The sequence below is a fragment of the Thermodesulfobacteriota bacterium genome (assembly GCA_035325995.1).
GTDB lineage: Bacteria > Desulfobacterota_D > UBA1144 > Nemesobacterales > UBA2774 > JADLGH01.
On the sequence record DAOKYU010000006.1, the window covers coordinates 1 to 13,106 of the forward strand.

General features: G+C 52.3%; 14 protein-coding genes. 7 read left to right on the forward strand and 7 right to left on the reverse strand.

What is annotated here, in order from left to right:
• Nucleotides 1-228 precede the first annotated feature (228 nt).
• Together PKC29_09145 and PKC29_09150 are read right to left on the reverse strand one after the other, a co-directional pair.
• Nucleotides 229-621, reverse strand: coding sequence for a hypothetical protein (locus tag PKC29_09145; GenBank protein HML95578.1), 393 nt, complete (start codon nt 619-621; stop codon nt 229-231).
• A gap of 200 nt (nt 622-821) precedes the next feature.
• On the reverse strand, nt 822-1,028 hold the full coding sequence (locus PKC29_09150; GenBank protein HML95579.1) for a dodecin family protein: 207 nt from the start codon (nt 1,026-1,028) through the stop codon (nt 822-824).
• A 195-nt stretch (nt 1,029-1,223) separates the two neighbouring features.
• Here PKC29_09150 and PKC29_09155 point away from each other — a divergent pair, with 195 nt between their 5' ends.
• Nucleotides 1,224-2,363: an acyl-CoA dehydrogenase family protein gene (locus PKC29_09155; protein HML95580.1), complete on the forward strand. Its 1,140-nt coding sequence runs from the start codon at nt 1,224-1,226 to the stop codon at nt 2,361-2,363.
• Between the two features lie 277 nt (nt 2,364-2,640).
• Here the strand turns inward: PKC29_09155 and PKC29_09160 are convergent, their stop codons facing one another.
• Together PKC29_09160 and PKC29_09165 are read right to left on the reverse strand one after the other, a co-directional pair.
• Nucleotides 2,641-2,838, reverse strand: coding sequence for a hypothetical protein (locus PKC29_09160; GenBank protein ID HML95581.1), 198 nt, complete (start codon nt 2,836-2,838; stop codon nt 2,641-2,643).
• Nucleotides 2,839-2,865: 27 nt separating this feature from the next.
• Nucleotides 2,866-3,894 (reverse strand): nitroreductase family protein, encoded by a 1,029-nt coding sequence (locus tag PKC29_09165; protein ID HML95582.1) that lies wholly within the window; start codon nt 3,892-3,894, stop codon nt 2,866-2,868.
• 325 nt (nt 3,895-4,219) lie between these two features.
• Between PKC29_09165 and clpB the strand changes: the two genes are divergently transcribed.
• From clpB to PKC29_09185, 4 genes are all read left to right on the forward strand, one after another.
• Nucleotides 4,220-6,853, forward strand: coding sequence for an ATP-dependent chaperone ClpB (clpB, locus tag PKC29_09170; GenBank protein ID HML95583.1), 2,634 nt, complete (start codon nt 4,220-4,222; stop codon nt 6,851-6,853).
• Between the two features lie 152 nt (nt 6,854-7,005).
• Entirely contained in the window at nt 7,006-8,025 is a 1,020-nt protein-coding gene (locus tag PKC29_09175) for a hypothetical protein (GenBank protein HML95584.1), read from the forward strand.
• Nucleotides 8,025-8,642, forward strand: a complete 618-nt coding sequence (locus PKC29_09180; GenBank protein HML95585.1) for a hypothetical protein — start codon at nt 8,025-8,027, stop codon at nt 8,640-8,642. The genes PKC29_09175 and PKC29_09180 overlap by 1 nt, the downstream gene beginning before the upstream one ends.
• 19 nt (nt 8,643-8,661) lie before the next feature.
• Nucleotides 8,662-9,453: an FRG domain-containing protein gene (locus tag PKC29_09185; GenBank protein ID HML95586.1), complete on the forward strand. Its 792-nt coding sequence runs from the start codon at nt 8,662-8,664 to the stop codon at nt 9,451-9,453.
• Nucleotides 9,454-9,469: 16 nt separating this feature from the next.
• Here PKC29_09185 and PKC29_09190 read toward each other — a convergent pair whose 3' ends face one another.
• Nucleotides 9,470-9,625, reverse strand: coding sequence for a hypothetical protein (locus tag PKC29_09190; protein HML95587.1), 156 nt, complete (start codon nt 9,623-9,625; stop codon nt 9,470-9,472).
• A 48-nt stretch (nt 9,626-9,673) separates the two neighbouring features.
• On the opposite strand from PKC29_09190, the gene PKC29_09195 reads away from it, so the two are divergent.
• Both PKC29_09195 and PKC29_09200 read left to right on the forward strand, forming a co-directional pair.
• A complete protein-coding gene (locus tag PKC29_09195; GenBank protein HML95588.1) occupies nt 9,674-9,895 on the forward strand; it encodes a hypothetical protein in 222 nt (73 codons plus the stop codon).
• Nucleotides 9,885-10,289 (forward strand): PIN domain-containing protein, encoded by a 405-nt coding sequence (locus PKC29_09200; protein HML95589.1) that lies wholly within the window; start codon nt 9,885-9,887, stop codon nt 10,287-10,289. The genes PKC29_09195 and PKC29_09200 overlap by 11 nt, the downstream gene beginning before the upstream one ends.
• A 346-nt stretch (nt 10,290-10,635) precedes the next feature.
• Here the strand turns inward: PKC29_09200 and pyrF are convergent, their stop codons facing one another.
• The gene (pyrF, locus tag PKC29_09205) at nt 10,636-11,358 is read right to left on the reverse strand and encodes an orotidine-5'-phosphate decarboxylase (protein HML95590.1); all 723 of its coding nucleotides are present in this window, start codon (nt 11,356-11,358) and stop codon (nt 10,636-10,638) included.
• Nucleotides 11,359-11,376: 18 nt separating this feature from the next.
• Nucleotides 11,377-13,083, reverse strand: coding sequence for a proline--tRNA ligase (locus PKC29_09210; GenBank protein ID HML95591.1), 1,707 nt, complete (start codon nt 13,081-13,083; stop codon nt 11,377-11,379).
• Nucleotides 13,084-13,106 lie beyond the last annotated feature (23 nt).

Here is a 13,106-nt window from a genome sequence, read left to right on the forward strand (position 1 = left end):
AAAATGAACGGGAAACTCTCATTTGCTGTGGTATAAAAAAGGGGGGAAGGTCACCGTAACCGGCTGTAAATTATGAATTTACCATTTAGCTGGCTATAAATATTACGCAATCGCTTGTATTTTGGGGTGGAATCGGCCCGCCGCCGGGGCCGAAGGCACGCGAATGGCGCAAAGCGCCCGGGCGGCCCGGAGGGACGGAACGAAGGATATGATTACCCGGCCGACGACTTATTTTCTGCCTTTTGCCCCGCTCATGAAGTCCTGAAAGAGCGATGAGGTGGATTTAAGCTGGTCCATCCAGTTGTCCTGTATGGACTGCATGGTCTTCATGTAATCCATGAACTGGTTTCCTGGGAAGGCCCCGCCGAAGTTATAACGGGCGGGTTCCGTCGACATCATCCGGAGCATCTGCTTTGTGGTGTCCATGATATTTTCCATGAGGGCCTTCTGGAGCTCGATGGATTCGAGGAAGAGCTTTTGCCGGTATTCGAGCGCAGGCTCGGACATTTCATGCGCCTTCTTCTGGCTCTCGAGTATGGGCTTGAACATCTTTTCTATTTCTTTTCCCTGGTTTTCCAGGATACTGAGGAATTCGTTGAAGGGGTTATCTTTTCCGGCCATTGCACGCCTCCCTGAGCATAGTCAATTACTATTATAATTCGGGGGATATTTTGTCAACCGGGCGCCGGGCCCGGGGATCGAGAGACGGGCGTAACCAGTATATGTATATATTATATATAAGGAAGGGCGGTCTTGCCGCCCTTCCCCGGGGAAGTTGTCCACGTTACGTTGCGGCCGTTTCACGGTCCGCCGTACGAAGCTTATCCTTCGAGTATGAAGGTTATCCTGACGTGAGCCCTGTACTCGGATATCTTGCCGTCGTCGCCTATGGCAGCGTTCATTTTGGTGACTTCGATTCCGGTAAGGCCCCGGAGGGTCTTGTTAGCCCTATCGAGCGCGTTCTTCACTGCGTCTTCCCAGGACTTCTGGGACGATCCGATTATCTCCGTGATTCTTGCGACAGCCATAATCAATACCTCCTTGTGTGGTTTTCACGCCTATTACTACTATAATAAAAATCCAAAAATAAAGTCAAGGTAAATTTGGCCCGCGGAGGGCCCTTTCCTTACACAAAATTTATAATCATGCTATAATGATTTCCACGAAAAATCCGGGGGCCGGGGAACGGATAATTTTGCAGCGTCAAGGAGGGTTACATGCCTATCGATTTTGAATTTACCGAAGAGCAGCAGATGTTCAGGGATACCATCAGGGACTTCGGTGAAAATGAAATAATGCCGCTCGTGGAAGAGGCGGAAAAGAACGAAAAATTCCCGAAACACATATTCCCCAAGCTGGGCGAGATGGGGTTTTTAGGCATCTCGTTCCCCGAGGAGTACGGCGGCGTCGGACTGGACAAAATAACGGAATGCATATTCGCAGAGGAGATGGGGAGGATAAACGCGGGCATCGCCATGTGCATAAACGCCCACACGAGCCTTTCGTGCGTGCCGGTATACAAATTCGGAACGGACGCGCAGAAAGAGAAATACCTTCTGCCCGGGGTCGAGGGGAAGGTAATCGGGGCGCTCGGGCTTACCGAGCCCGACGCGGGCTCGGACGCGCGCAGCATACGCTGTACCGCCGTCAAGAAGGACGGCCGGTACGTGCTCAACGGCGTAAAGACGTGGATAACGAACGGGACGATGGCGGAGTTCGTAATCGTCGCGGCCTACACGGACAAGACAAAGAAAGGCACGGGCATCAGCCTCTTTATAGTGGACGCCGACGCGCCGGGTTTTACCGAAAAGAACAAGATACACAAGCTCGGGCACCGCTCGGCCGACACGGCGGAGCTCGTGTTCGAGAATTGCGAAGTGCCCGAGGAGAACCTCCTCGTGGGGGAAGGCGGCTTTAACGGCGCGATGGCCACGCTACTCGGCGCGAGGATCACGCACGCGGCCAAGTCGGTCGGGCTTTCGCAGGCCGCCTTCGAGTTCGCGCTCCGGTATTCCAAGGAGCGCGAGGCTTTCGGCAGGCAGATATCGAAGTTCCAGGCAATAAGCTTCAAGCTGGCCGAGATGGCCGTGAAGATAGAGACGGCCAGGCTCCTCGTCTACAAGGCGGCGTGGCATTACGGCCGCGACGACAAGGAATCGCTCCAGACGGCTTCGATGGCCAAGCTATATGCCGCAGAGGTCGTGCAGTGGGTGGCGACGGAGGCCGTGCAGGTGCTCGGAGGATACGGGTACGGCGTCGAGTTCCCCGTGGAGAGATACTACAGGGACGCCAAGCTGGCTTCGATAACGGAGGGCACTTCCGAGATACAGCACGTCGTCATAGCGAGAGAGCTCGGAATCTAGGCGATTTCGCACAATAATATATAGAATGAGACCGGACGGTCGGTGGGGCGCCCTGCCCCGCCGATCTTTCCTTCCCGCTGTTTAATCCCCGATAAAGCGCGATTGCCGGCTTCGCAGCCGATACAAGAAGGTCGATAGAAGCCGCCTTATCCGTCTGGACCTCGATACGTACGTCCCATCGTCAAGGCACAAAAAAAGCGGAGAGCACCTTTCGATGCTCCCCGCCGTTATTATCGATGAATCGCTATCGGGTTTCCGATAGTGCCGCGAAGGGCGCCTACTTCCAGGGGGCCGTCATTTCGTCCTTGGTCGGGTCCTGGAACTTCAGCCACTTCGAGGAATCGTAGTGGGCCGAAGCGTAGCAAAGGATAGCCGTCGTGGCTATGAGCTGCTCCGCCGTGGTCTTCGTCAACTCGGCCCTTTTCTTGATTATGTTCAGTATCGGATCCGGTATCTGAATAGTGACTTCTGCCATTTTAAAAACCTCCTTGGTTTTCTTACCTTAGTCGGCGTCGCCGATGCCCTTCTCTTTCCTGTACTGGTCGAGGACTTCCCTCTTGACCGTCGGAACGAGCTTGAAGTCGCCTTCCGTCGCACCAGCCGCGGAAGCCTTGACTTCCTCGGGGCTGAGCGGCTCTACCTTCTTGTCGACCGCGTTTACGGGGTCGGTAAGCTGCGATGGGGTGAGCTTCCAGTCGGTGAGGGATTCTTCGCCGAGTCCGAACCTGATCGTGAGCTTGTTGATCTCTTCGAGCCTTCCCGGCTTCGGCCCCGGCTCCTGGATCATCTTGAGCTCTTTAAGAAGCTCTACGGTCTTCGGGTCCCTTTCGAAGGGCTGTCCGACCTTGCCCTTGTAGAACATGGTTTCGAACGGGGGGCGTCCCCTGGTGCCGCCGCCGTCGAGGCTCTCGGACGGATAACCTACGGTCATCAGCCAGCAGAATACATATGACGGGGGAAGATTGAATTTGTCCTTAACGTTACGCCTTGCGCCGCCGCTTGCACCGTTGAGGCAGCAGCCGAGCCCGAGGGACGTAGCAGTGAGGATCGAGTTCTGTATTGCGTTACCGAGGTCGATGCAAGCGAGTCTGTGAAGAACGAAATCCGGCAGAATCGCGGGGAGCGGGAAGAGCCTGTTTACGCGCTCGTATTCCCAGCCGTGGGCTTTGTCGAGAGCACCCGTCCTCATGAGGTCGTGGAGCTGCTGTCCCTGCGTATCGTACGCCGACAGATCATAACACCAGAAAACAAGTATCGGAGCCATCTGCGTGGTGATCTGGCTCCAGTCGGAGATGAATTCCCAAATCTCCGGGTCTTCGTCCCTGTAAACGACGATAGCCCTCTGCCCGTTGAAGTTACCGGCAGAAGGGGCAATCCTCGAAGCCTCGAGCATCGCCTGTATTTTCCATCTTTCGACGGGTTTATTCGGTTCGTACCACCTGATTGACCTCCTTAGACCTATAGATTCGAACGTATTTAACGGATGTACGTCGCCGGCCTGTGGGAGATCGTCACTTATTAGTTGACTCATTTCGGCCTCCTGTGTCCTATGTATTTGGTTTCTTACCAGACAATGAACCATATTATTATTTCCGAAAAAAAAAGTCAAGTAATTCGCACTTTAAACGTTGTTTTCGAGTTAAAAAATACGTCCCTTCCGCCGGCCCCCGAAACGCAGGGTGCAGGACGGGCGCCGGGGCGGCGGCAAGCGCACCCGGAAAGGAGATTCCGAAAGCCCCCGAGAGGCGGGATATATTTGCCGAGGCCGGGTTGAAAACCGGCTAACCGATTACTATTATTAGGATAACGGCTCTTAATTTTCAGCCGCAAATCCAACCGTGGAGACCAAATAACCTATGAAATTCGACAAGTTAACCATCAAGGCGCAGGAGGCGATTTCGGAAGCGCAGGCCCTTGCGCGTGAAAACAGCAACCAGGTGATCGACATTCCGCACGTTCTGGAAACCCTTTTGGCCGAGGGCAGCATACCGTCGCAGATACTCGGCAAGCTCGGCGTAAACGTGAACACGCTGAGGGAGATCGCGAGGAGAGAGGTCGGCAGGCTGCCGAAGGTGCAGGGAGAGGACGACCAGGTTTATCTCAGCCGCGAGCTCAGCAAGGCGTTCAACACGGCCGAAAAGGAGGCCAAGTCGCTCGGGGACGAATACACGAGCACGGAGCACCTATTTCTGGGGATAGTCGCCGACGCGACGGGCGAGCTCAGGAACGAATTCAAACGGCTCGGCGTAACGCGGGACAGCGTGCTGAACGCCATGAAGGAAGTGAGGGGCGGCCAGAACGTCACCAGCCAGTCGCCCGAGGACACGCTCCAGTCGCTGAAGCAGTACGGCCGCGACTTCACCGAGCTCGCGCGCGAGGGGAAGATCGACCCCGTCATCGGGAGGGACGAGGAAATAAGGCGCGTAATACAGGTTCTGTCCCGTAGGACGAAGAATAACCCCGTCCTCATCGGCGAGCCGGGCGTCGGCAAGACGGCGATAGTCGAGGGGCTCGCCCAGAGGATAGTGAACGGGGACGTCCCCGAGGGACTCAAGAATAAAAAGCTCATAGCGCTCGACATCGGGGCGCTTATAGCCGGCGCAAAGTATAGGGGACAGTTCGAGGAGAGACTTAAAGCTGTACTTAAGGAAGTCACCGAATCCGCCGGCCAGATAATACTTTTTATCGACGAGATACACACCGTCGTCGGCGCGGGAGGCTCGGAGGGGGCAATGGACGCCTCGAACATGCTCAAGCCCGCGCTGGCCAGGGGCGAGCTCCACTGCATAGGGGCCACGACGCTCGACGAGTACAGGAAATATATAGAGAAGGACGCCGCGCTCGAAAGGCGTTTCCAGCAGGTGTACGTGGGCGAGCCGTCCGTCGAGGAGACGATATCCATCCTCCGCGGGCTCAAGGAGAAGTACGAGGTGCATCACGGGGTCAAGATAAAGGACGAGGCGCTGATCGCGGCCGCGGTCCTTTCGAACCGTTACATCACGGCGCGTTTCCTCCCGGACAAGGCGGTGGACCTCATAGACGAGGCGGCGGCGAAGCTCAAGATGGAGATAGACTCCCTCCCGGCGGAGATCGACGACGTCCAGAGGCGCATAATGCAGCTCGAGATCGAGCGCGAGGCGCTTAAGAAGGAGAAGGACCCTTCATCCCGGGAGAGGCTCTCGGAGATCGAAAAGAGTATCGCCGACCTGAAGGAGGAGTCCGACACCTTAAGGGCGCAGTGGTCCCGGGAGAGGGAGCACATCTCCGAAATGAGAAAGATAAAGGCCGAGATAGACCAGCTCCGCTCGGATGCAGAGATAGCGCAGAGGAAGGGCGATTTGTCCACGGCGTCGGAGCTACTTTACGGGAGGCTCCCCGACCTTAACAAGAAGCTCGACGAGCTAGGGAAGGAGCTCGCCGAGATACAGAAGGGAAAGCAGATGCTGAAGGAGGAGGTGGACGCCGAGGACATCGCAGCCGTCGTCTCGAAGTGGACGGGCGTCCCGGTATCGAAGCTCCTCGAAGGCGAGGTCGAAAAGCTGATACACATGGAGGATAACCTCCATCTCCGCGTCGTCGGGCAGGAAGACGCAATCACCGCAGTGTCGAACGCTCTCAGGCGGTCGCGTGCGGGGCTGTCGGACCCGAACAGGCCGATAGGATCGTTCCTCTTCCTCGGGCCGACGGGCGTCGGAAAGACGGAGCTCGCGAGGGCGCTCGCCGAGTTCATGTTCGACGACGAGCACGCGATGATACGAATCGACATGAGCGAGTACATGGAGAAGCACACCGTCGCGAGGCTGATAGGCGCGCCTCCGGGGTACGTCGGGTACGAGGAAGGCGGGCAGCTGTCGGAGGCCGTCAGGAGACGCCCCTATGCCGTCATACTCTTCGACGAGATAGAGAAGGCGCACCCGGACGTGTTCAACGTGCTCCTCCAGGTCCTGGACGACGGTCGCCTGACGGACGGACAGGGACGGACGGTGGACTTCAAGAACACGATCATCATCATGACGTCCAACCTCGGGAGCGACATCATAAGGGAATACATAGACAGGCCCGCGACTATGGAAGACAGGGTCATGGAGCTCCTTCGCGCGACGTTCAGGCCGGAGTTCCTTAACCGTATCGACGAGACGATAATCTTCAAGCCGCTCGGGATGGAGCAGATCGAGAAGATCGTCGATATTCAGCTTGAGCATCTGAAGAAGAGGCTGGCCGAGAGGAAGATCACCCTCGACCTTACGCCCGAGGCGAAGAAGGTCGTCTCCGAGCAGGGGTACGACCCGGTGTTCGGGGCGAGGCCGCTCAAGAGGACGATACAGAAGATGATACAGGACCCGCTGGCGACGGAGATACTGCGCGGCACCTTCAAGGAAGGCGACCACGTGGTCGTGGACGTCGGGAAGGACAACGAGCTTATTTTGACGAAAGAGGTGGGCTCGCAGTCGGGCGGGAAGAAAGAGAAGAAGGAAAGCCGGTTGAATTGAGAATGATACGGGCGCTCCCTCGGAGACGGGGGAGTGCCTATCTACAGTTAAATTGATTTATTCTTAAAACAGTATTAATCTAATCTCACTATCGTTATTTAACTAACCTCGACTAACAGGACGCAAAAAAGGAAATACTCCCAAATACAATCATGAAAATCATCAAAATTGTGAGCTTTCTAGTTGCACCTGGAAAATCTATTGAAGATGCTGATCCAAGTAAAGGTACGGAAATACCTTTGACTGGTAGCTTATACAACATGCTGTCAGAGGTTTTCGAAAAATCTCATGATGAATGCAACACACCAATTCGTTTTAAAATGAGCGCCAGCAATGGTCAAACAAACCCCGTTAGAGAACACTTAATATCCATAATGCGAAACCCAGAGCTTGCAAGTGTACGGCATCTGGCCGATCGGTTAAGAGATTATACAACCAGAAAATCCGGTTTGGGACTGCTATTTGTCGTAGTTGGCATAGAAAGCGAGTTGAAAAAAATTGTTATTTCGCGATTTCCTGCAGATCAAGGAATTCTTGCTGAGACACAGGGTGATGACTTAGAGATAGAATTTGTCGAACAAATATTTATGAAAAGCTCTCGGACATATAAATCTGCAGTATATGAAGGAGTTTCATTTGACTCCGATTTTTGGACTGGTTTTGTGGTAGATAAACAATTAAGCCTTCAACACAGTGATATTGCTCAATATTGGATACATGATTTCTTAAATTCTGATTTTCGGACTACACCAAAAGCTGGAAGCAAACGTATAGCACTTGCTTTAAAAGATGCTACGAATAAAGCAACAGATTTGAAAGTTAAAGATCAGATTATAACTTCAACCAAAATGCTACATAATTTAGCTGGAAAAAATATTTCAATTGGTTCTATCGTACGACGATTCAACTTACCTGATGAAGTAAAGGATATTATTTTTGATGAAGTTGGTAACACCGATCTTTTGCATGATGAGTTTATACTCGATTTAGATGAGTTCCAAAAATATATCAAGTATACGAGTATAGAGCTTGATAAAGGGCAAATTATTACAGCGCCGTCTGAGATCTTTGACGATTGTATAAAAAAAGAAAAGCTCGAAGAGAAAAACAATATCTATCGATTCAGTACAGAAGGTGAAATCATTGATGAAAAAATAAAAGGGAAGAAGTAATGACTAAAGCAGAACTTCTTACACAATATAAAGAAAGATATGTGTCCTTGCAAAAATTAGCATGCAAAATGGAACAATATCTCATTGACATAGTAAAGGATTATCCGCGAATTGATCGAGTATCAGCTAGGGCTAAGTCTCCAGACAGCTATCTAAAGAAAGCTTTGAAAACCAAAGATGATGGTGAGTTGAAATATGATGAGCCGATACACCAAATACAAGACCAATTAGGCGCCAGAATTATTACATATTATGTGTGTGATATAAAACCAATCTGTGAGTTGGTAGAAGATTATTTTGGACCAATTGAATCAAAAAAAATTCAACCTGAATCACATGACAAATTTGGATATGAAGGACAACATTATATCTTAATATGGCCTGTAGATGTATTTATTAACCATATTCCTAAGAAACATATTCCTACAGCTTTCGAGCTCCAAATTAAGACCTTATTTCAACATTCTTGGAGTGAAACCAATCACGATTTAGGTTATAAACCAGAAGAAGAGTTAGATAGAGATCAACTAAGAAAAATTGCTTTTACTGCAGCGCAAGCTTGGGGCGCAGACCAAATATTGAATGAGCTGTTTATGGAATGTTCAAAAGCCAAATAGGAGGACTATTTGTAACTGCATGACTGAATCTACTTACAAACAGAGGGAAATAAAGTCTATTGTAGACTATGTTGCATTGGTAATGGAACAAAAATCCGAAGCAGAGAAATTAGGTAATATGTCCGACCTTCTATTTCGCGGACAAAGAAGAGATTGGGAATTACTGCCGAGATTAGGACGACTGTCATTACGGGGTGAAATCAATAATATTGAAAAGTTAATCCTTGAAGAATTCAAACGTACAAGTTTACCTTTGACAGAATTCAAACCAGAAAATGACTGGGATGTTTTAGCTCTAGCACAACATCATGGATTACCCACTAGGCTTTTAGACTGGACCTACAGCGCTTTAGCAGGACTTTGGTTTGCCGTCAATGAAACTCCATCAAAAGACAAGAATGGGAAAGAAGAACCAGGAGTTGTCTGGATACTCAAAGCTCAAGTTGAAGATTTCAAATTGGAAACATCTGATACAAACCCACTTTCAAATTATACGACAAAGATTTATCGATCGAAAATTGTAAGTCGAAGAATTTCAGCCCAAAGTGGTGTATTCACTGTCCATAAAATTAATAGCAATGGAAAAATGATTAAACTACATAAACACAGCAAATATTCTTCAAAACTACTGAAGATTATGATCCTGCCACAATATTTTTCTAAGCTCAGAAAAGATTTGAATATCTTAGGAGTTAATAGCTCGATGGTATTTCCGGATTTGGATGGGCTATGCAAACATTTAAAATGGAGATATTCATATTTTGATGATGAAAGCAAAAAAGATAAAGATGAAACACAGCTTGTATATTAAATAGCCCTTTATAAATTCAGGAAATTGATGTGACTATCGAGTCTACGACTTCGATGGGATTCTCGGCTTCGGTGATTGCGCAGTCTATGACAAGGTAGTCCGCGCCGGCGGCGACGGCTGCGGCGGGAGTGGTGACGCGTTTCTGGTCGTGTGACGCCGTGCCAAGCCCCAACTTGTACGTCTCAGCGAGACAACTTATAATTAAGGTTATAGGTGAGTTATGACGACGAAAGAAAAAATCATCGCTGAAATCGACAAGATACCTGAAAGGTATCACCAGAAGCTTTATAGCCTGATCAAGCAGTTCGAGACCGAAACGGAAGGGAACGCCAAGTCCGAACATAACCTGCTTGCACGCCTGAGACAGGTAAAAATAGAGGCTCCGTCCGATTTTTCCACGAAGCTCGACATATACGACCTCGACCGCAAAGATGCCGAATAAGATCTTTGTCGATACCTCCTTCGTAATCGCCCTTGTAAACCGGAACGATCAGTATCACGAAGCGGCAATACGTCTGTCGCACAACCTGGAAAGCGCGGCCCTGCTAACCAGCAGCGGAGTGCTGCTCGAAATTGGAAACGGGCTCGCCAAGAGATACAGGGATAGCGCTATTGAAATAATCGATTTATTTCTAAGCGCCGACAATATAGAGATTATCGCAATCGACGAAAAATTGTTTATCGCCGGGCTCATGAACTATAAGAAATATTCGGATAAGAATTGGGGCCTAGTCGATTGCATATCGTTTGCTATCATGCGTGAACATGGCATCGAAGAGGTCCTGACGTTCGACTACGATTTCGAACAGGCAGGCTTCACTGTATTGCATGACTGAGGTGAAGACGGATTGCTTCGTCGCTGCGCTTCTCGCAATGATAGATTAAGACTGGATTCCCGATACAAGTTTTGATACTAAAGGTGGTAAGTTGTGAGCGGTACTAGATAAACGTTTGCGCGGTAAGGTAACGGCGTCCGATTCCTCACTTGCTCGGAATCGTTGGGAATGACAGCATAGTGTATTTCCACAGCAAAAGAAATTAAAGCGAGATGCTGAATCGAGTTCAGCATGACGGATCAAAGAATAAAGATTCCTCGCATTCACTCGAAATGACAAAAGATGAGATCCTGAATTGATCCCGGATCGAGTCCGGGACATGGTTCAGGATGACGGATTAAAGATTTCAGGAGATTGAGGAAACTATCGAGTCTACGACTTCTATCGGATTCTCGGCTTCGGTGATTGCGCGGCCGATGACGAGGTAATCCGAGCCGGCTGCTACCGCTGCGGCCGGCGTGGTGACGCGCTTCTGGTCGTGTGACGCCGTGCCCGGGCGTATGCCTGGGGTGACGAGCGTGAACCTGTCGCCGAATTCCTTCCGCAGCATCTCGACCTCCATACCGGAGCAGACGAGCCCCCCTACCCCGGCCTTGTCGGCCAGCGCGGCGAGCCGGAGAACCTGGTCCCTCGTGGTGGAGTCAATCCCGATACCTTTCAGGCTCTCGTCGTCGTGGCTCGTCAGCACCGTTACGGCGAGGATGAGCGGCTTTTTTCTATGGTGCTTTTCGGCCTCGTCGGCGGCTGCTTCTTCCGCGGCCTTCATCATGTCGAGCCCGCCGAGGGCGTGAATCGTGAACATGCTGACGCCGTAGCGGACGGCCTGGCGGGCGGAGTGCTCGACGGTGGACGGGATGTCGTGGAACTTGAGGTCGAGGAATACTTCCGCGCCCATGTCGCGGAACTCCTTTATTCCGATGGGGCCTTCGTCGAGGAAGAGTATAGGGCCGACCTTGAACGTCTTTATCCTGTGGCGGAGGTTCTCGACCCAGACCTTGGCAATCCTGAGCTCGGAGAAATCGAGCGCGAGGATGATCCGTTCGTGGGGTTTCAGTTCGGGCCTAGACATGTCGAATTTAAGTATAAACTACGAGAGCAGCGGTTCTACTTCCTTTACGACTTCTTCGAGCTTCACGTTCCGCGACCCGCCTGTTCTCCTGATTTTAAGCTCGGCCTCGCCTTCCTTTATCGTCCTCGGGCCGACCGCCACCTGCACGGGTATGCCTATGAGCTCGGCGTCCTTGAACTTAAACCCGGGGCCGACGTCCCTGTCGTCGATTATGGCTTCGTAGCCTTTCGCTTTGATCTCTTCGTAAATCTTTTCGGAGGCGGCCATGATCTCCGGGTCCTTCACCTTGAGCGGAAGCACCGTCACCTGGAACGGGGCGAGCGCCGGCGGCCATATCATGCCGCTCTCGTCGTGGTTCTGCTCGATGGCTGCCGCCACTGTCCTTCCGATGCCTATGCCGTAGCAGCCCATGATGAACGGTTTTTCCTTGCCGTCCTGATCGACGAACGTCGCGTTCATGGCCTCGGAATATTTCGTGCCGAGCATGAACACGTGACCGACCTCGATGCCCCGCGTCGAAACGAGGGTGCCTTCCTTGCACTGGGGGCACCTGTCGCCGTCGGCCGCCACCCTGATGTCGGCGAATTCCTTTACGTCGTAGTCCCTCCCGAGGACGACGTTTACGAGGTGGTAGTCGCCCTTGTTAGCGCCCGTGACGGACGGGCCCATGGCCGAGACGGACTTGTCGGCGATGACGCGAATCTTTAGCCCGACCGGGCCGCTGAATCCCATCGTACCGCCCGTGACCTCGCGAATCCTGTCGGGCGTGGCGAGCTCGACGATCTCGGCCCCGAGGGCCTTCCGGAGCTTCGTGAGGCTGAGCTCGGCGTCGCCCCTTACGAGGGCGGCCATTGCCGTGCCGTCGGCCTCGACTATCATCGTCTTGATGAGGTCGGACGGTTTTACGCTGAGGAATTTCGCCACTTCCTCGACTGTCTTGAGGTTTGGCGTGTGGACTTCTTCCATAGTCTTGGAGCCGTCGGGCGTCTTTACGCCCTCTGTGTGCCAGTCTATCTCGGCCAGCTCGAGGTTGGCGGCGTAACCGCACTTGCCGCAGCTCATCACGACGTCCTCGCCCGTAGGGGCCAGCACCATGAACTCGTGCGAGAAGCTGCCGCCTATGTTGCCCGTGTCGGCGAGAACGGCCCTGAACTCGAGACCGCACCTTTCGAATATGCGCGTGTAGGCGTCGTACATGAGCTGATAGGATTTCTCCGCGCCTTCGACGGAAGCGTCGAAGCTGTAGGCGTCCTTCATTATGAACTCGCGTGCGCGCATGACGCCGAAGCGGGGGCGTATCTCGTCGCGGAATTTTGTTTGTATCTGGTAGAGGTTGACCGGGAGCTGCTTGTAGGAGCTGACGTCGCGCCTGACGATGTCCGTCACGACCTCTTCGTGCGTCGGCCCGATGCAGAATTCGCGCTCGGCCCTGTCCTTGAAGCGGAGGAGCTCCTTGCCGTAGTAATCCCAGCGCCCGCTCTCTTTCCAGAGCTCGGCCGGGACGACGGCGGGCATCAGTATCTCGATGGCCCCCGCCCTGTTCATCTCCTCGCGGACGATGTTCTCGACCTTGGTGATGCACCGGAGGCCGAGGGGGAGGTAGTTGTAAACGCCTGCCGCGACCTTCCTTATCATCCCCGCGCGTATCATGAGCTTCTGGCTCACGACCTCGGCGTCGGAAGGGTCTTCTTTCAGTGTCGGTATGAAGTAGTTCGAGTATCTCACGTTAGCCGAATAAATTACCGATT

Excerpts from the sequence above, each read along its gene's own strand:
- PKC29_09145 (HML95578.1), bottom strand. The coding sequence starts at position 621 with ATGGCCGGAAAAGATAACCCCTTCAACGAATTCCTCAGTATCCTGGAA.
- clpB (HML95583.1), top strand. The coding sequence starts at position 4,220 with ATGAAATTCGACAAGTTAACCATCAAGGCGCAGGAGGCGATTTCGGAA.
- PKC29_09195 (HML95588.1), top strand. The coding sequence starts at position 9,674 with ATGACGACGAAAGAAAAAATCATCGCTGAAATCGACAAGATACCTGAA.
- pyrF (HML95590.1), bottom strand. The coding sequence starts at position 11,358 with ATGTCTAGGCCCGAACTGAAACCCCACGAACGGATCATCCTCGCGCTC.
- PKC29_09180 (HML95585.1), top strand. The coding sequence starts at position 8,025 with ATGACTAAAGCAGAACTTCTTACACAATATAAAGAAAGATATGTGTCC.
- PKC29_09165 (HML95582.1), bottom strand. The coding sequence starts at position 3,894 with ATGAGTCAACTAATAAGTGACGATCTCCCACAGGCCGGCGACGTACAT.
- PKC29_09185 (HML95586.1), top strand. The coding sequence starts at position 8,662 with ATGACTGAATCTACTTACAAACAGAGGGAAATAAAGTCTATTGTAGAC.
- PKC29_09150 (HML95579.1), bottom strand. The coding sequence starts at position 1,028 with ATGGCTGTCGCAAGAATCACGGAGATAATCGGATCGTCCCAGAAGTCC.
- PKC29_09175 (HML95584.1), top strand. The coding sequence starts at position 7,006 with ATGAAAATCATCAAAATTGTGAGCTTTCTAGTTGCACCTGGAAAATCT.
- PKC29_09200 (HML95589.1), top strand. The coding sequence starts at position 9,885 with ATGCCGAATAAGATCTTTGTCGATACCTCCTTCGTAATCGCCCTTGTA.
- PKC29_09160 (HML95581.1), bottom strand. The coding sequence starts at position 2,838 with ATGGCAGAAGTCACTATTCAGATACCGGATCCGATACTGAACATAATC.